The following is a 16312-nucleotide window of genomic DNA, read 5'->3' as shown; positions in this document are numbered from 1 at the left end:
ATTTGGCACTGGCTTATCAAGCACCCTGTTGAGTTCTCAAAGAACAACCACACACCATCCGAAAGCCCCGCACCGCAGGACCCCCATCCGGGGCAACCTCTCTAACTTACTCGGTCCGATCTTCGCTGTCAACCTCATCCGAGGTGATCAACTTGGTTCGAGCCGATCCACGCTGACGCACGCCGTACCCGGCGGTCGTTTCTGTCGTGGGTTCCGGCGGACCGGCCGGTCGCCGCTCTCGCGGCCACCCGCCCGGCTCCCTGCCGGCTTCCGAACTCTACCCGGTCGGCTTCGCGTTCGCAACTCCGTGTTTGTCGGAGTGTTTCAGCACCACCCGGATCCTCAGTCTCGCTCGGCGTCTACGCCACGAGCCTGGTGCCCGCTCTCGGCCGGTTTGTCCGGCCTCCCTCGTGCAGAGAGAAAGTTACGCGGACGGCCCCGAGAAGGCAAATCAGCGCCTGTCACTGCATTCAGTCGCGCCGCACCCGCCTACCGGACGACGGATGCCAGCCATCGAAGGGAGCCACCGACGGTCCGGCCGTGCCAGAGTGTCTGACATGGATGACGTGTGGCGATTCCCGGTGACGACGCTCGCCGAGGAGACCCTGGTCGGCCTGCTCCTGCCGTTCTGGCAGCTGGTCATCGGAGCCTTCGTGCTCTTCGTCGTCCTGGTGTCGGTGGGACGCCTGGCCCGACGTGGTCCCTCCCGGATGACCACGGCGCTGCTGATCACCGCCCTGGCAATCGCCGGCTTCACGGTCGTCGGCGTACTGCTGGAGGGCTGACCCGGTCAGAGCCGCCGGTTGGCGAGGCTGGGCAACTCGGCGCGGATCGTCCGCAGCCGGTCGAGGTCCAGCTCGGTCACCGCGAGGCCCGGCCCGTCGGGGACCTGGCTGAGCACCGTCCCCCACGGGTCCACCAGCATGCTGCGCCCGAAGCAGGTCCGTCCCGGCTCGTGGTCGCCGGTCTGGCCGGCAGCCGCGACGAAGCACTGGTTCTCGATCGCCCGCGCCCGGAGCAGAATCTCCCAGTGGTCCCGGCCGGTGTGCATCATGAACGCGGCGGGCACCACGAGGAGCTCGGCGCCCCCTTCGGCGGCCAACTGCCGGTAGAGCTCGGGGAAGCGCAGGTCGTAGCAGATCGAGAGGCCGACCCGCAGGCCCTCGACGTCGACCACCACCGGCTGGTCGCCCGGGGAGACCTCCGCCGACTCCCGGTAGGACACCCGGCCGGGGATCTCCACGTCGTACAGGTGGATCTTGCGGTAGCTGGCGGCGAGCGCGCCAGTGCGGTCGAAGACCAGCGAGGTGTTCCAGGTGTGGTCCGGGTCCGGACCGGCCTCGTGGAACGAGCCGGCGATCACCCACATGCGCAGCCGGCGGGCAACCCGGGCGAAGAAGGTGCCCACCACCCCGTCGACCGGCTCGGCCGGCGGCATCCGGTCACCGCGGCCGAGGTAGTCGACGTACTCCGGCAGAACGGCGAGGTCGGCGCCGGCCGCGGCGGCCCTGACCAGCAGGGCCTCGGCGGCGGCGAGATTCGCAGCCCGGTCGTCGCGGGCGTTGAGCTGGCAGACGGCGACGCGCATGGGGCTCAGCGTACGGGCGGACGACGGTTGGCGACAGGGCTCAGCTGCCCGCCGGCCCACCGTTCCGACCGAATCAGGCCGACTTCTCCTCGCGCTCGCGACGGGCCCGGCGGCCGGTGAACTCGCGAGGCACGATGGTCGGGTTGACGTTCTCCAGGACAGCCTCGCGGGTGATCAGCACGCGGGCGGCGTCGGGGTTGCTCGGCACCTCGTACATCACGGAGAGCAGGACCTCCTCCATGATCGCGCGAAGGCCACGGGCACCGGTGCCCCGGAGCATGGCCTGGTCGGCGATGGCTTCCAGCGCGGGCTGCTCGAACTCCAGCTCGACGCCGTCCAGCTCGAAGAGGCGCTGGTATTGCCGGACCAGGGCGTTGCGCGGCTCGGTGAGGATCCGGACCAGCGCCGTCCGGTCGAGGCTGCGCACGTTGGTGATCACCGGAAGCCGGCCGATGAACTCGGGGATCAGGCCGAACTTGAGCATGTCCTCCGGCATGACCTGGCTGAAGATGTCGTCGGTCGACCGCTCGGAGATCGAGCGGAGCCGGGCGCCGAAGCCGGTGCCGCCGGAGCCGGTGCGGGACTCGATGATCTGGTCGAGCCCGGCGAAGGCACCACCACAGATGAACAGCACGTTGGTGGTGTCGATCTGGATGAACTCCTGGTGCGGGTGTTTACGCCCGCCCTGCGGCGGCACGTTGGCCACCGTGCCTTCGAGCATCTTCAGCAGCGCCTGCTGCACGCCCTCGCCGGAGACGTCCCGGGTGATCGACGGGTTCTCGGACTTGCGGGCGATCTTGTCGACCTCGTCGATGTAGATGATCCCGGTCTCGGCGCGCTTGATGTCGTAGTCGGCCGCCTGGATCAGCTTGAGGAGGATGTTCTCCACGTCCTCGCCGACATATCCCGCCTCGGTGAGGGCGGTCGCGTCGGCGATCGCGAACGGGACGTTGAGCATCCGGGCCAGGGTCTGCGCCAGGTGGGTCTTGCCGCAGCCGGTGGGGCCGAGCAGCAGGATGTTGGACTTGGCCAGCTCGACGCCGTCATTGCCGGAACCCGGCGCGCCGGCCGCGTCGGCCTGGATCCGCTTGTAGTGGTTGTAGACCGCGACGGCGAGCGCCTTCTTGGCCTGCTCCTGACCGACGACGTAGTTGTCGAGGAACTGGCAGATCTCCATCGGCTTGGGAAGCTCTTCCCACTTCACCTCGCCGGACTCGGCCAGCTCCTCCTCGATGATCTCGTTGCAGAGATCGATGCACTCGTCGCAGATGTAGACGCCAGGGCCCGCGATGAGCTTCTTGACCTGCTTCTGCGACTTGCCGCAGAAGGAGCACTTCAGTAGGTCGCCGCCGTCACCGATCCGTGCCACCTACGTTCTCCCTGCACTCGTCGGCCGGAGCGCCGGCCCTGACCTGCGGGCGCCGCCGCCCGTCCGTCTGTCGTCCCACCCGCCGGTCCGAACCAGCGAAGCGGTACAGACCCGACGTTACCCGCTGGCGGAGTTTTCTCCGACCCCCAAAACGGGTGTGTCAGAGGTCGGCCAGGAACCACACATCCCGGCCGACCTCCGACCCAGCACGGCTCAGCTCGCGGCGTGCGCCGCCAGCAGACCCTTCTTTCGGCTGGTCAGAATGGTGTCGACCAGCCCGTACTCCTTGGACTCCTCGGCCGTCATGATCTTGTCACGGTCGATGTCCTTACGGACCTGCTCGACCGGGCGGTTGCAGTGCTGGGAGAGCATCGTCTCCAGCTGCGTCCGCATCCGCAGGATCTCCCGCGCCTGGATCTCGATGTCCGAGCCCTGCCCGTAGCCGCCCTCGGTGGCCGGCTGGTGGATGATGATCCGGGAGTTGGGCAGCGCCATCCGCTTGCCCGGGGTGCCCGCCGAGAGCAGCACCGCCGCCGCGCTGGCCGCCTGGCCGAGGCAGACGGTCTGGATGTCCGGCCGGACGTACTGCATGGTGTCGTAGATCGCCGTCATGGCGGTGAAGGAGCCGCCGGGCGAGTTGATGTACATGATGATGTCGCGGTCCGGGTCGGTGCCCTCGAGCGTCAGCAGCTGGGCCATGACGTCGTTGGCCGAGGCGTCGTCCACCTGGACGCCGAGGAAGATAATCCGGTCCTCGAAGAGCTTGTTGTACGGGTTGGACTCCTTCATCCCGTACGACGTGCGCTCGACGAACGACGGCAGGACGTAGCGGTTGTGCACGGCCGCGAACTGGGGCGGCAGGCTCAGGTCGGTCATCGTCAGCTCCTCGGTCAGCTCAGGGTCCCGGCGCCTTCCGGAACCTGGGCGGCTCCGGTGATCACCTTGTCGATGAAGCCGTAATCCATGGCCTCCTGGGCGGTGAACCAGCGGTCGCGGTCCGAGTCCGCCTCGATCTGGGCCTGGGTCTGGCCGGTGTGGGAGGCGACCCGATCCTGGAACATGCGCTTCGTGTAGAGCATCTGCTCCGCCTGGATGGCGATGTCGGCGGCGGTGCCGCCGACGCCGCCGGACGGCTGGTGCATCATGATCCGCGCATGCGGCAGCGCGTAACGCTTGCCCTTGGTGCCCGCGCAGAGCAGCAGCTGGCCCATCGAGGCCGCCATGCCCATCGCCACGGTCGACACATCATTGTCGATGAACTGCATGGTGTCGTAGATCGCCATGCCGGAGTAGACCGAGCCACCCGGCGAGTTGATCCAGAGGTTGATGTCGCGGTCCGGGTCCTCCGCCGCGAGCAGCAGCAGCTGCGCGCAGATGCGGTTGGCGACCTGGTCGGTCACCTCGCTGCCCAGGAAGATGATCCGCTCCTTGAGCAACCGGTTGTAGACCGAGTCGTCGAGGTTGCCAATGTTGTCGCCACCGCGGGCCTCGATCGCCCGGAGCGGCTTCGCTGGGATGTGCATGTCGGTCATGGCAGCCCTTCGCTCTCCGTACCGTCCTACCCGACACTAACCGCTCAGCCGGGGACCGTACTCCCGGTCGGGGCACTGTTCGCTCTCAGCGCAGTTGGGCCGAAGGCGTACCCCGGAAAGGGTTTCGGCCGCCGCCCAGCGCGCAGCGAGGGACGGCGGCCGACACCCGACGATCAGTGCTCGTGGTTGTGCTCGGCCTCGTTCTGGGCACGCAGCGCGTCGAGGGTGACCTCGTTGCCGGCCGAGTCCTTGATCTTGATCTTCTCCATCACCGAGGCGAGGGCCTTGCCCCGGCGGACGTCACCGAAGACGGCCGCGGCGGTGCCGGCGCGGACCAGCTGGTCGTAGTACTGCTGCGGGGCCATGCCGGCGCGCTGGGCGCGGTGGACGATCTCGTGGCCGAACTCGTCGTCGGAGACCTGGACGTCCTCGGCGTCGGCGAGGGTGTCCAGCATGAGCTGGATCTTGATGCCCTCGGTCGCCGCCTCGGTGAGCTCGGTGTCGATCTGCTCCTCGGTCTTCTCCTCGGCGGCGAGGTACTCCTCCAGGGAGGCGCCGATGCGCTCGAGCTGGTCGACCATGGCGGCCTTGCGGCTCTCGACCTCCTCCTTGACGACACCCTCCGGCGCCGGCACCTCGGCGGCGGCGACCATCTGCTCGAGGGCCTTGTCCCGGGCGGCGTAGATCTGCTCGACCCGCTTGCCCTGGGTGACCCGCTCGCGGAGGTCGTTCCGCAGCTCCTCGATGGTGTCGAACTCGCTCGCCAGCTGGGCGAAGTCGTCGTCGAGCTCGGGCAGCTCCTTCTCCTTGACCGTGCGGACGGTCACCGCCACCTCGGCGTCGCGGCCGGCGTAGTCGCCGCCGACGAGCTGGGTGGTGAAGGTGGTGCTCTCGCCGGTGGCCAGGCCGACCAGGGCCTCGTCCAGGCCCGGCAGCAGCTGCTTGCTGCCGACCTCGTGCGAGATGTTGCTCGCCTGCCCGCCCGGCACCTCTTCGCCGTCGACGGTGGCGTTCAGGTCGATCTGGACGTAGTCGCCCTCCTGGGCGGCCCGCTCAACGGTCTTCAGGGTGGCGAACCGCTCGCGCAGGCTGTTGACCTGCTCGTCGATCTCGCTGTCGGCAACCTGGAGCTCGTCGACCGTCACCTCGATGGTGGCCGGATCCGGCAGGGTGATCTCCGGGCGGACGTCGACCTCGGCGGTGAAGTTGAGCGAGTCACCGTCGTTGAACTCGGTGATCTCGACCTCCGGCCGACCGAGGGTCTTCAGGTCGTGCTCGCGGACCGCGGCGAGGATGTTCTGCGGGATCGCCTCCTGCACCGCCTCGTTGAGGACGGTGCCCCGGCCCACCCGCTGGTCGATCACGGCGGTGGGAACCTTGCCCCGGCGGAAGCCGGGAACCTGGACCTGCTGGCCGATCTCCCGGTACGCCTTCTTGAGGCTCGGCTCGAGCTCGACGAACGGCACCTCGATGGCGAGCCGCACGCGCGTCGGGCTCAGAGTCTCGACGGTGCTCTTCACAGGCGTACTCCTTGACGGATCTCAGTTGAGGCTGGGCGTGATTTAGCGCATCGAGTGTAGGCGAGCCGGGCTGCTGCCTCGGCAGCGCCCGGGTACCGCGCGGAAAAAACGGCGGCGCCCGGGACGACCCGGCCGCGAACGACAGTCGGGGTGGCGGGATTTGAACCCACGGCCCCTCGCTCCCAAAGCGAGTGCGCTACCAAGCTGCGCCACACCCCGTTGCGACGAGAAGTGTATGCCGTCCGGGCCCGACGGAGGGCCACCGGGGCGCGCCGACCCGCCCGCGCGCCCCCACCCGCGCGGATCGAGGGGTGCGCGGGACGCCGCACCTTCCGCGCGGAAGACAGCAACTGGGCGCGTGGGAGACAGCAACTTCGGGGAAGTAGTGGTCTCCCGGTGCTGGCAGGCCACTACTTCCCCGAAGTTGTGCGGATCTTGGGGGCGCGGCGTCCGGAGACGGTAGGCGGTACGGGGCTGCGCGTCCGGTTCCGGGATTCGGTAGGCTGTCGGGCGCGCCCCGCGACAGCGGGGTGCCTGCGGGCGTAGCTCAATGGCAGAGCTTCAGTCTTCCAAACTGACGGTGCGGGTTCGATTCCCGTCGCCCGCTCCACCCACGAAGGCCCAGGTAGACCGCATGATCGCGGCACCTGGGCCTTCTGCCTCTCCCCCATCTTTGACCTTGCGTGCCATCCGCGTGCCATTCAGCGGCGAGGCCGGCCCTCACCGGCGATCCGGCGGTCCATCGCGGAGGCGATCTCGCGGTCCCGCTCACTGGTGGCGTGCTGGTAGATCAGGGCGGCGCGCATGGTGGCGTGCCCCATGCGGTGCATGAGCTCTCGCGTGCTAGCCCCGGACGCGGCGGCAAGGGTGTTGCCGGTGTGTCGCAGGTCGTGGAAGTGAAAGCCAGCCAAGCCCACCGAGGCCACCGTCTTGGTCCACTTGACGGCTCGCCCGAAGTTGCCGGAACGCAGCAGCGCACCCTTCGCCCCGGTGAAGATCAGCGCGTCCGCACCGTCCTCAACGTGCTCGGCCAGGTGCTCGCGCAGGGACTCAACCCCAGCCGCAGGCAGCGCGACGACACGAACACCGGCGGCGGACTTCGGCGGCCCAAACTCCAGACGATCCTTCAGCGCAGCGAGCTTGCGTGGCACCCGCACGGTCGCGGCGTCGAGGTCGACATCGCAACGGCGCAGGGCAGCCAGCTCTCCCCACCGCAGACCGGAGAGGGCAGCGACGATGATGAGCGCGCCGAAGCGGGCCGGCATGGCGTCGGCCAGGGCGTAGACCTGGGCGATGGTGGCGGTCGGCCGTTCCGGCGTGTGATAGCGGTCATACCCCTTGATCCGGCACGGGTTCTGCCGAAGGATCTCGTCCTCCCGCACAGCGGTGTTGAGGATCGCCCGCAGCAGGCAGTACGCCTTGACCGCCTGGGGCTCCGGGGTGCCGCCGTTGAGCAGCTTGCCCCGCCAGGTCCGGATGGTCGCCGGCTTGATCGCGGCCAGGGCGAGGTGCCCGAGGTGCGGCCCGATGTGCAGGGCGAACAGGTTCTCGTAGAGCTGGCGGGTACGCGGGGCGAGACGCCGCTCCCTGATCCATCGCTCCCCGTAGGTCGACAGCAGGATCTCCCCCGCCTCTGGAGGCACCCACTCTCCCCGCAGGATCTCCGACTCCACGAGCGTGAGCCACTTCTCGGCCTGTCGCTCGGTGGCGAACGTCTGCGGAGCGGTGCGCATCACGCCGTCCGGGCCGAGATAGCGAGCCTGCCAACGGCCCGAGGGCAGCTTGCGGACGTTGCCGAAACGCCGTCGACGCTTGGTGCCCGCCATCAGGCCACCACCCCGAGCTGCCGTCGAAGCTCCGCCCGCGTGGTCGGCACCACCCGATTGGCCTCGATGTAGGCGGCCACCGCAGCGGGCTCGAACCGTACGAGACGGCCCACCTTGACGTAGGCGATGCGCCGCTCAGCCACAAGCCGGCGGACGAAGCGAGGTGTGGCGCGGAGGCGAGCAGCTACCTCGCCGGCAGTCAGCAGGTCATCCGTCACGGTCGGGGCTCCTCTCCACTCGTGGGGTCGGGTCAGTTGCCGAAGCATCGGGCGGGCCGGCGACTCGTCTCGCTGCGTCCAGCTGTGCACGCCATTGGATGCGTTCGGAGATGGCGCGCAGGACGCGGTGGCCGAGGGGTGGGACGTCGGGGTCGGTGGGTTTGGCGAGTTCCCAGGCGTGCCGGACGGTGTCGGTGCCGGTCGGGGCGGTGGCGTGATCGGTGGTGACGCCGAGCAGGGCTTTGACCCACTCGCGTCGGTCGGCGCGGTGGTCGGTGAGGGTTTTGCCGGACCATTGGCGGGAGATGAGGACGCGTCGGCCGCCGATGCCGAGGGTTTCCCGCTTGTGGACCTTGTTCTTGCAGTTGCCGGGCTTGAGCCCGGGGCGGGCTTTCTTGGGTTGGATGCCGTAGAGCAGCCAGTTGGCGCACCGCTCCGAGCACGGTGTGTGCCGCAGCTCGGCCCAAAGCCGTTCGAGGTGCGCCCGCTGGCGGCCGGTGGTCACCTGATGGCAGTCGGCGGCCTGCTTAGTGAGGTACTTGGTGATGTAGCCGACGCACCGGTCTGCGTCCTTGGTGCCGGCGAGGACGCCCTTGGCGTCGACCTGGGTACCGAAGCGGACGACGTGCACGGGGTCGGCGTCGGGGTCGGCGTCGACCAGGTCCAGGGCGTCATCCCACGACGGCAGCAGGTCCCCGGTGTCCGGGTCGGTGTAGCCGCCCGCGTCGGCGTCCCATTGCGGCGCCCTTCCCGGTTGGTAGACCAGCTCGGTGGCGGGTGGCCACCACACCTGGTGATAGGTCGCGGCGGCGACCTGGCGGACCAGTGCCCGGGGGATGGTGCCGCGGATGGCGAAGTGCGCGTGAGGGGCAAGCCGGCGCTGTGGTTCGACTGCGCCCGCGTATTGGACGTTCCAGCCGACCGCTCGGCGCAGGTTCTGCCAGAACCGGTCCAGGAGGCGGGGGAAGTGCACGGCGTCCCAGGCGGCCCGCCGGTAGTCGTAGGCGTCGGGGTCGACGGGGGTGCCGTCGGAGTGGACTCGGCCGTAGGAGCCGAGGGTGAGGGTCAGGAACATCGACGGTCGGAACACCATCCCGGCGTGCCCGTCGTAGGTCCGCCCGATGGTGCGGTTGTCGACGGGCAGGCGAGGCAGGTCCGGGGCATCCTGCCGCCGCTTGGTGGAGCGGATCCGCCGCTTGCCGTCGCTGTCGTCCTGGTCGTCGGTGGCGTGGGGCGGGGCGGGTCGGCCTCGCATGCCTTCGGTGGTGATCTGGCCTTCCAGTTCCCCGATCGCGTCGTTCAGGTCCGCGACCTGATCCCACTGCGACGCCCGAGCCGCCTCATCACGGGCGAACTCCAGGTGAGCCCGAGCCACGATCAGCCCGCGTTGCGCCTCGGTGGCCGGCAGGGGGCCGGGGTCGGGTTCGTCGGTACGGTGCCAGCCTTCCCGAATCTGCTGCTGCCGCAGCTTCCTCGCCCGCTTTGCGCAGGCCGGGCACTTGGCTTCCTGCGTCGCGCCGCAGGGCATGTCGATCACTTCGGTCAGGCCCGAGTCCAGGTCGGTGCGGCGCAGGGAGACGGGGCGGGTGCAGATGCCGTAGTCGGCCGCCAGGTCCTTGACCACGTCGACGGAGCGGGGCATGAGCATCCGGGCGGCCCGGGAGCCCGGCCGAGGCTCCACCGGGGTGGCGGGGCCGAGGCCGGGCAGCGTCGGGGCGAGGGTCATCGGGTGGCCTCCTCGCCGGTGGTGAGGCGGGTCTGCATGTCGGCCAGGGCGGCGCGGACCAGCTCCACCCGGCTCTGCGGGTCGGGGAGGACGTTGTCCATGTCGGCGGCGACGATGCCCTCGATACGGCCGAGGGTTTCGGCGTAGACGCGGTTGCGGTTGCCGGCGTTGCTCACCGGGTCACCTCCCGGGTCAGCGGGGTGCCGTTGTGGCGGACGAACACGGTTGACGGCACCGGCACGACCGGGGCCGGGGCCGGGGTCGGCTCGACCGGGACCAGGGCGACCGGTTCCGGCACGGTGACGGCCGGGAGCGGCTCGACCGCAGGGGCAGGTGGCTCGACCGGCACAGCCGGCGGGATGGTGACAGCCGGCGGGATCGGCGCGACAGCCGGGGCGGGTTCGTCGGCCGGGTCCGGGGTCGGGGTGGGGGCGGTGGCGAGGACGAGTTTGGACAGGCCCATGAAGGCCAGGGCGGGGACGGCGGACAGGAGCCAGCCGGACAGGCCGGGCTTGGCCACGGCGAGTTGCGCGGCCAGGGACAGGATCACGGCGGCGACGAGCAGGAACATTGGGTAGCCGATCGGGCCGCCCGAGCGGCGTCGGCGGCGGATGGTCAGCAGCGCGGCGACCGGGACCAGCTCGGAGATGACGGCGTTGGCCCAGCCGAACCACTGGCCGGTGCCGGTGGGGCTGTTGTCGAGGGTCCATTCCTTGACGTGGGTGAACGAGGCGGCCCCGGCGAAGCCGGCGACCAGCAGGAGGATGACGACGAGGACCAGGCCCTCGATCCGGTCGGTGCGGGTGTGGGTGGGGTGGGGTTTCATGCGGCACCGTCCAGGACTTCGCCGTCGATGACGCGGAGCCGGCCGTAGGTGTGGGCCATGTCGCGGATCTCGTCATCGGTCAGGTAGGAGAAGCGGACCCGCATCGGGGTGGGGTCGCCGTCGATGGCCACGAACCCGACACCCGGCAGGGACTGCGGGATGCGGTCGCACAGTGCGCCCCGGTCGCGCATGCCCTCACCGAGGACCAGGTCGACTTGGGCGGCTTCGGCGAGGCGGAGGCCGATCCGGGTGGGGAACAGGTCGCGGAACGGCAGCACCTCCTTGCGGGGGTCCTGGATCGCGGCCAGGACGTGGACGCCGACGGCGCGGCCCTGGGACAGCAGGATCGACAGGGCCGCCTTGATCCGGTCCTTGAGTTGCCGGTCGGTGAGGTAGGCGGTCAGGTTCGCCAGCTCATCGATCACCAGGACGATCAGCGGCTCGTCGGGCGTGGGGGTGTGCTGGCGGGTCCGACCGCGCAGGTTGCTCGCCCGGTCCTTGGCGACGGTGGCGGCTTCCTCGATCAGCTCGCACATGGCGGCGTAGTCCTTGCAGGCGAACCGGGTGAACATCGGCGCACCGATCCCGAGTTCCATGCCGCCCTTGGGGTCCAGGCCCCAGAGTTGGACGAGCCCGGAGGTGACCCCGGAGGCGAGGGACCGGACCACGGACCAGATGACCGAGCCCTTCCCCGCCCCGGTCGCGCCGACCACGAGAACCTGCGTGCCGAACAGCCGCAGCGGGTAGTCGTCGCCGTCTTCCTGCCGGCCGACCGGGAGGGCGGTGAACTCCGGTACCGCCGGCACGGGCAGGGGACGGACGACCCGGGCGAGGGGGTCGCCCCGGTAGAGGTGCAGCAGGACCACGTCCGGTCGAGGACCGGGGAGGGCCTTGACCTGGCGGACGCCGAAGGTGTGGGCGAGGCGTTCCGCGACGCGGGCGAAGTCGTCCGGGATCTGGCCGGTGACCATCCGAACCGTCGCCACGTCCACCCCGGCCGTGCAGTGAACCCGGCGCAGGACGGGCAGGACGGTGTGGGAATCGAAGGAGACGGCCAGCTTGGCGGTGACCATGGCGGCGTGCCAGTTGCGCCGGTACAGCCACCGCCGGAAGCGGGACAGGACCGGGTACCAGCCGAAGCGCAGGAACGACGGCCGATGCCCGTACCACCAGCCAGCGGCAGCCGACCCGACACCGCCCACGGTCACGGCGGGGCCGGTCCATCCGTACTCGGCGTAGAGCCAGGTCAGGCCGGTGGTCGGGGCGGTCACGTACCAGTACCGGCCCGCCAACACGGTCATCCGGCCCACGGCCTTGGCACCCCACCACGACAACGCCAGCCACAGCGGGATACGGATGATCGGGGTCCGCAGGTTCAACGGTGCTTCCTCGATCCGCTGACCACGGATCACGTTCACCAACGGCATCGGTCAGCCCTCCCCCACCGTCGCGGCGAACAGCGAGCCCTGCCCCGGCGTACCGGGACGACGGCGCACGACACGGCGGCGGACCGCCGGCCGGGCCGGCATCAGCGCGGCCAGGTCGACCGGCCCCGACTCCGGGGCGGGAACGTGACGGGTCATGGTCGGCAACCACCGGCCACGGCCCAGCACGGCGCGCAGGTCGACGCGGTCGGAGACGTGCGGGGCGATCAGGTCCGGGTCGAGGTGGCGCAGTTTCACCACCGTCCTGGCCAGCGCTGCGGCGGCGGCGGAGATCTCCACCAGAGCGGCGACGCGGACGGCGTCGGCGGGAACGGTGGTGTAGACCTCACGGGCGGCCCGGATACCGGGGCCGGCCAGCCGCATCACGGTGCGGCGGTGGGTCTTGCGGTTCGGGGAGGGGCGCGGGTTCCCGGCGATGCGGGCAGCGTCAGCTAGCGTGGGCATCAGCCCAACTCCTTTCGAGGGAGAACAGGTGAAGCGCGGGGCGGGAATCGTCTTGGCGGAAGAGGCCCGCCCCGCGCATCCGAATCTGGTCAGGCCGCCTGCTTGATCGCGGCGGGCTCGGTCACGGCCCCGGCGCGGATCGACCACGCCTGACGCGCCCGGCACTTCCCCGAGCCCTTGCACCGCTGGCTGTCCACGTACGGCGTCAGCGTCACGTCGGTGAACATCACCGCCGGCGGGTAACCCGGGATCTTCGACGCCGGCGGAACCGGCTGCACCGGCGCGGCGATCTTCACCTTGACCTCCTTCGACCCGCCGAACTTCCCGGCCTCCGGGTCCAGGTCCAGGACCTTCACCACCCACAGGCGCTCGCCCGACTCCTTGTCCCGCGCCTGGTCATCGCCCTGACCGCGCTTGTCGAAGTCCGTCACCGGCTCCACACCCAGGCACAGCGCACCGTGCGGGAACACGTACTCGAACGGAACCGGAACCTTGATCGTGTTCGGGACAGCCATGCCCCTGCCTCCTTCGTTCTCGCGACCGGCGACCTGCCGCCCGCACGCCTTATGCACGCCTGCATAAGACCACTGAGGACAGTATGCACGCGTGCATGAAAGAGGGCAAGCGTTTCTGTCGATGCGACAGGGAGTGCTTAGCGAGCGGGGCGAAGCGTCGCGAAGGCCAGCGAGGCGAGAGCGAGCAAGCCTGCTGCGGCGATGAAGGGAGCGCGAAGGCCGCCGGCATCGGCGACGACGCCGCCGAGGACGGACCCGAGAGCAGCGCAGCCGATGCCGAAGAGGCGGGTGGAGGACACGACGCGGCCGAGCATGTCGTCGGGCGTGTGCAGCTGGCGGGTGGAACCGCCGACGACGCTGCCTGTTGTCGAGGCGATGCCAACGAACAGCAACGCGACACCAGCAACCCATGGGTTGCCGGCCAGCAGCACGGTGACCCAGGCGGCGGCTTGCACCCCGAGAGTGGCTGCGTAGGCGGAACGTGCCGAGAGTGCGGCGGCGATGCGAGGAGCGAGCCAGCCGCCGGCGATGCCGCCGAGGGCGCCGCTCGCGATCAGCAAACCGAACCCGACCGTGCCGAGGTTGAGCACGTCCTGGGCGTAGAGGACCAGCGTCGCGAAGGCGACGTTGTAGCCGAGGTTGTAGAACGCTATCCCCAGCGTCACGGTGCGCAGCTCAGGGTGCCGTACCAGGTGAGCCATGCCCTCCTTGATGGCGCGGAGCATTGGCGCGTGCTGGATGGCAGGCTTCGCCGGGGGCACGGGTAGCCGGCTCACGAGAGCCGCCGACAGCAGGAACGAGCCAGCGTCGAGACCGAACGGCAGCACCCGGGCGGCCGCGAACGCCGCCGCTCCGACAGGTGGGCCAGCGAGCGAGCGGCCGAAGGTGTCGATCGCCCACAGCCGGCCGTTGGCCTGGGAGAGCCGTTCTTTCTCGCGGCCGACGATCGTCGGAATCAGGGCTTGCGCCGCCGGGTCGAAGAAGCAGGAACCGGCCCCAACGAGGAAGACCGCCACGGCGAGGCCGGCGATGGTCGCGTTGTCGCTCACGACCAGGAGGACGAAGGCGAGCAGCACGGCCGCCCGGCCGAGGTCAGCGGCGACCATCACGGTTCGCCTGTTCCATCTGTCGACCAGCGCACCGGCAGGCAGGCCGACAAAGAGCCAGGCGGCGTAGCCGGCCGCCGAGACCGAGGCCACCGCCAGCGGATCACGAGACAACGCCGCCGCCATCAAGGGAGCAGCGGCCAAGAGCATGCCGTCCCCGGTGACCGAGACGCCGGTTGAGGCAAGCAGCAGGCCCAAGCCTCGCTTTGGTAACGCCTCGACCGGGCGCTCGGTCACCGCAGACATACAACCAACTCTCAGCGCTTCAGTTCATCGAGCGTGAACTCACCGAAGGCAGCGCCTTCCAGGAACGCCAACCACTCCCGCTCGGTGAAGGTCAGCATCGGTCCGGCGCCCGCCTGCTTCGTGTCCCGAACGCCGATCACACCTTCGGCGTACGCGACCTCAACACACCCGCCACTGTCACTGGTGGAACTCTTGCGCCACTTGGCCTGGCTGAAGTCAGGACTCACTACGGCCTCCCGTCGGTTGATCGAGGATCTTTTAGATCCTCAATGTGAGGGGCCAGTAACGCAAGGTGTTCTATGGACTCGTCCGGTGACAGGGCATCGGCGGCGAGTGCATCGAAGACGCCCGAGTAGATCTCCACGTCGGCAGGTGCCGACAGGTAGAGATCGGCCGTCTGGGACTCCACGAACACGACGCGGGGACTGGACTCGGCGCGGAAGTCGTACAGCGTGAACGGCACCATCGCGGAGGCTGTTCGGTCCACCCCGAGCGGAATGATCCGGATAGTCACGTTGGGCAGTTCGGCACGCGTACGCAGATACGCCAGCTGCGACAGGATCACGTCACGACTTCCGGGCCAGGCGAGGAAGGCGCGAGCGTCCAGAAGCGCGGAGTAGGCCGGGGCGTCATCCGAGCGGAGGAGCGCTTGCCTGCTCATCCGCCGGGCAACGATCGCCTCCGGGTTAGGCCAACCGCCGCTGCGGGTGTAGGCCATCGCGTACTCCGGCGACTGCAACTGGCCGGGCACAATCAACGGGTAGTACTGCTGGATGGACCGCACGCGCGTCTCAATCGCCGCAACCTCACCTTGACGGCGAGTCACACCACCAGCCCGAACGAGCCACGCTCCGCCGGTGCCCTCGTCATCGGCGGTTATTGCCAGCAGTTCGGCGCGGACTTCCTCAGGCACGCCGTAGTAGTGCAGCAACGTTGCTAGGTCTCGCGTGCTCACCGCGATCCGCGCGTTCTCGATCCGCGACACCTTGGGCTGCGACCACCCGAGGGCAGCCGCCACCTCCTCACCGGAGACGCCCAAGCCCTCACGGATGCGCTTCAGTTCGGCCGCCACCCGCGCCCGGTGGGCACTCCCCGCCATGAAGCACCTCCACCATGCAGGCATGCATACCGACAACAGGCTGAGTCTAAGCGCTGCGAGTGCTGGTAGCGAGAGACGAGGATGCCCCGTTGGGTGATGGCGCAGGGCACTCCTTGCTGCCACCCTGCTTTCATGCCGATCATGGGACAAGAACGCCTTGCCGGGGTGGCCAAGACTCGGCGTGCGCGGGTGTCGATAGCGCTCGCAGTCGTCGCCGCAGTCATCGCCGGGCTCGGTGGCTATTGGATCGGGTTGTCGCGTGAGCGGCATTCGGCGACCGCAGTGGTGTTGACGGGGACGGTCACGTGGTCGAACAAGGAGACGCGACTGATCGCGTTCGAGACGGATGGCGTCGTCCGCAAGCCGAACGACGGGGACACGATCTACTCCGTGCTTACAGACCATTGGCAGGACGCCGCAGGGACGATTCGCTCAGATAGCACCTATCCGACCTGTCTAGGTGGGGAGAGCGGCGACGCGGTTTCCATGGACCATCACCGTGCCGAGTTGACCGTCATTGACTGGGACACTGGTGGCGCCCAGTGGGTGCATGTCGCGGTCCAAGTCCGCTGTTTGGGCTGACCGCTCATTGGCGCGTCGCAAGTGGCGTTGGTCGCGCTCGTCTGGCCGCGATCAGCGCGCTGAGGTGTCGCAGATCAGTTGGCGGGCGACGGTCGCGCATCAGTCGACGGAGGACAGCAGGTCACCGGATAACGTTGCCGAATTGCGCTCTATCAGATCAAGGCGGCCCGCAAGCGGGCCGCGCCGGCCCGGCCCCGGCCTGCTGGCGACCTCCGGCCGGCCGCCGGCCGGGCCGCGCGCCCCCCGGGCGGGGGCCCAAATCCCGGAGAG

General features: G+C 69.4%; 18 protein-coding genes and 2 tRNA genes. 3 read left to right on the top strand and 17 right to left on the bottom strand.

Annotated features, from left to right (window positions below):
* The first annotated feature begins 557 nt into the window (after positions 1-557).
* Positions 558-785 (top strand): hypothetical protein, encoded by a 228-nt coding sequence (locus tag AB0C02_RS32450; protein ID WP_357553028.1) that lies wholly within the window; start codon positions 558-560, stop codon positions 783-785.
* 5 nt (positions 786-790) lie between these two features.
* Here the strand turns inward: AB0C02_RS32450 and AB0C02_RS32445 are convergent, their stop codons facing one another.
* From AB0C02_RS32445 to AB0C02_RS32420, 6 genes are all read right to left on the bottom strand, one after another.
* A complete protein-coding gene (locus AB0C02_RS32445; protein WP_357553026.1) occupies positions 791-1588 on the bottom strand; it encodes a carbon-nitrogen hydrolase family protein in 798 nt (265 codons plus the stop codon).
* Between the two features lie 73 nt (positions 1589-1661).
* The gene (gene clpX / locus AB0C02_RS32440) at positions 1662-2957 is read right to left on the bottom strand and encodes an ATP-dependent Clp protease ATP-binding subunit ClpX (RefSeq protein ID WP_357553025.1); all 1296 of its coding nucleotides are present in this window, start codon (positions 2955-2957) and stop codon (positions 1662-1664) included.
* A 213-nt stretch (positions 2958-3170) separates the two neighbouring features.
* Entirely contained in the window at positions 3171-3833 is a 663-nt protein-coding gene (locus AB0C02_RS32435) for an ATP-dependent Clp protease proteolytic subunit (protein ID WP_357553023.1), read from the bottom strand.
* Positions 3834-3847: 14 nt separating this feature from the next.
* The gene (locus AB0C02_RS32430; RefSeq protein WP_357553021.1) at positions 3848-4489 is read right to left on the bottom strand and encodes an ATP-dependent Clp protease proteolytic subunit; all 642 of its coding nucleotides are present in this window, start codon (positions 4487-4489) and stop codon (positions 3848-3850) included.
* Between the two features lie 173 nt (positions 4490-4662).
* Entirely contained in the window at positions 4663-6009 is a 1347-nt protein-coding gene (gene tig / locus AB0C02_RS32425; protein WP_357553019.1) for a trigger factor, read from the bottom strand.
* Between the two features lie 145 nt (positions 6010-6154).
* A tRNA-Pro gene (locus AB0C02_RS32420) sits at positions 6155-6228 on the bottom strand.
* Positions 6229-6545: 317 nt separating this feature from the next.
* On the opposite strand from AB0C02_RS32420, the gene AB0C02_RS32415 reads away from it, so the two are divergent.
* Positions 6546-6619: transfer RNA gene (locus AB0C02_RS32415), tRNA-Gly, on the top strand.
* 91 nt (positions 6620-6710) lie between these two features.
* Here the strand turns inward: AB0C02_RS32415 and AB0C02_RS32410 are convergent.
* From AB0C02_RS32410 to AB0C02_RS32360, 11 genes are all read right to left on the bottom strand, one after another.
* Positions 6711-7835: a tyrosine-type recombinase/integrase gene (locus tag AB0C02_RS32410; protein ID WP_357553016.1), complete on the bottom strand. Its 1125-nt coding sequence runs from the start codon at positions 7833-7835 to the stop codon at positions 6711-6713.
* Positions 7835-8053 carry a helix-turn-helix domain-containing protein gene (locus AB0C02_RS32405; protein ID WP_357553014.1) on the bottom strand — a complete coding sequence of 73 codons (219 nt, stop codon included), beginning with the start codon at positions 8051-8053 and terminating at the stop codon, positions 7835-7837. Before AB0C02_RS32405 ends, AB0C02_RS32410 begins: the two co-directional genes overlap by 1 nt.
* Positions 8043-9779 carry a replication initiator gene (locus AB0C02_RS32400; RefSeq protein ID WP_357553012.1) on the bottom strand — a complete coding sequence of 579 codons (1737 nt, stop codon included), beginning with the start codon at positions 9777-9779 and terminating at the stop codon, positions 8043-8045. Before AB0C02_RS32400 ends, AB0C02_RS32405 begins: the two co-directional genes overlap by 11 nt.
* Positions 9776-9955 carry a hypothetical protein gene (locus AB0C02_RS32395; protein WP_357553010.1) on the bottom strand — a complete coding sequence of 60 codons (180 nt, stop codon included), beginning with the start codon at positions 9953-9955 and terminating at the stop codon, positions 9776-9778. Before AB0C02_RS32395 ends, AB0C02_RS32400 begins: the two co-directional genes overlap by 4 nt.
* The gene (locus AB0C02_RS32390; protein WP_357553008.1) at positions 9952-10605 is read right to left on the bottom strand and encodes a DUF2637 domain-containing protein; all 654 of its coding nucleotides are present in this window, start codon (positions 10603-10605) and stop codon (positions 9952-9954) included. The genes AB0C02_RS32395 and AB0C02_RS32390 overlap by 4 nt, the downstream gene beginning before the upstream one ends.
* Complete coding sequence (locus AB0C02_RS32385; RefSeq protein ID WP_357553007.1) at positions 10602-12032, bottom strand: FtsK/SpoIIIE domain-containing protein; 1431 nt, start codon at positions 12030-12032, stop codon at positions 10602-10604. The genes AB0C02_RS32390 and AB0C02_RS32385 overlap by 4 nt, the downstream gene beginning before the upstream one ends.
* A 3-nt stretch (positions 12033-12035) precedes the next feature.
* Complete coding sequence (locus AB0C02_RS32380; protein ID WP_357553005.1) at positions 12036-12494, bottom strand: hypothetical protein; 459 nt, start codon at positions 12492-12494, stop codon at positions 12036-12038.
* 89 nt (positions 12495-12583) lie between these two features.
* On the bottom strand, positions 12584-13009 hold the full coding sequence (locus AB0C02_RS32375; RefSeq protein ID WP_357553003.1) for a hypothetical protein: 426 nt from the start codon (positions 13007-13009) through the stop codon (positions 12584-12586).
* 137 nt (positions 13010-13146) lie between these two features.
* Positions 13147-14361 (bottom strand): MFS transporter, encoded by a 1215-nt coding sequence (locus tag AB0C02_RS32370; RefSeq protein ID WP_357553001.1) that lies wholly within the window; start codon positions 14359-14361, stop codon positions 13147-13149.
* A gap of 11 nt (positions 14362-14372) precedes the next feature.
* Positions 14373-14588, bottom strand: coding sequence for a DUF397 domain-containing protein (locus tag AB0C02_RS32365; RefSeq protein WP_357552999.1), 216 nt, complete (start codon positions 14586-14588; stop codon positions 14373-14375).
* Positions 14588-15433 carry a helix-turn-helix transcriptional regulator gene (locus AB0C02_RS32360; protein ID WP_357552998.1) on the bottom strand — a complete coding sequence of 282 codons (846 nt, stop codon included), beginning with the start codon at positions 15431-15433 and terminating at the stop codon, positions 14588-14590. Before AB0C02_RS32360 ends, AB0C02_RS32365 begins: the two co-directional genes overlap by 1 nt.
* 159 nt (positions 15434-15592) lie before the next feature.
* Between AB0C02_RS32360 and AB0C02_RS32355 the strand changes: the two genes are divergently transcribed.
* Positions 15593-16042, top strand: a complete 450-nt coding sequence (locus tag AB0C02_RS32355; protein ID WP_357552996.1) for a hypothetical protein — start codon at positions 15593-15595, stop codon at positions 16040-16042.
* The last annotated feature ends 270 nt before the right edge of the window (positions 16043-16312 follow it).

The organism is Micromonospora sp. NPDC048999, from assembly GCF_040649295.1.
Taxonomy (GTDB): domain Bacteria; phylum Actinomycetota; class Actinomycetes; order Mycobacteriales; family Micromonosporaceae; genus Micromonospora.
The sequence above is the reverse complement of the archived record's forward strand: the minus strand, read 5'-3'. Positions and strand labels throughout refer to the sequence as shown.

Excerpts from the sequence above, each read along its gene's own strand:
- AB0C02_RS32450 (WP_357553028.1), top strand. The coding sequence starts at position 558 with ATGGATGACGTGTGGCGATTCCCGGTGACGACGCTCGCCGAGGAGACC.
- AB0C02_RS32445 (WP_357553026.1), bottom strand. The coding sequence starts at position 1,588 with ATGCGCGTCGCCGTCTGCCAGCTCAACGCCCGCGACGACCGGGCTGCG.
- AB0C02_RS32435 (WP_357553023.1), bottom strand. The coding sequence starts at position 3,833 with ATGACCGACCTGAGCCTGCCGCCCCAGTTCGCGGCCGTGCACAACCGC.
- AB0C02_RS32430 (WP_357553021.1), bottom strand. The coding sequence starts at position 4,489 with ATGACCGACATGCACATCCCAGCGAAGCCGCTCCGGGCGATCGAGGCC.
- AB0C02_RS32410 (WP_357553016.1), bottom strand. The coding sequence starts at position 7,835 with ATGGCGGGCACCAAGCGTCGACGGCGTTTCGGCAACGTCCGCAAGCTG.
- AB0C02_RS32400 (WP_357553012.1), bottom strand. The coding sequence starts at position 9,779 with ATGACCCTCGCCCCGACGCTGCCCGGCCTCGGCCCCGCCACCCCGGTG.
- AB0C02_RS32390 (WP_357553008.1), bottom strand. The coding sequence starts at position 10,605 with ATGAAACCCCACCCCACCCACACCCGCACCGACCGGATCGAGGGCCTG.
- AB0C02_RS32385 (WP_357553007.1), bottom strand. The coding sequence starts at position 12,032 with ATGCCGTTGGTGAACGTGATCCGTGGTCAGCGGATCGAGGAAGCACCG.
- AB0C02_RS32380 (WP_357553005.1), bottom strand. The coding sequence starts at position 12,494 with ATGCCCACGCTAGCTGACGCTGCCCGCATCGCCGGGAACCCGCGCCCC.
- AB0C02_RS32375 (WP_357553003.1), bottom strand. The coding sequence starts at position 13,009 with ATGGCTGTCCCGAACACGATCAAGGTTCCGGTTCCGTTCGAGTACGTG.
- AB0C02_RS32370 (WP_357553001.1), bottom strand. The coding sequence starts at position 14,361 with ATGTCTGCGGTGACCGAGCGCCCGGTCGAGGCGTTACCAAAGCGAGGC.
- AB0C02_RS32355 (WP_357552996.1), top strand. The coding sequence starts at position 15,593 with ATGCCGATCATGGGACAAGAACGCCTTGCCGGGGTGGCCAAGACTCGG.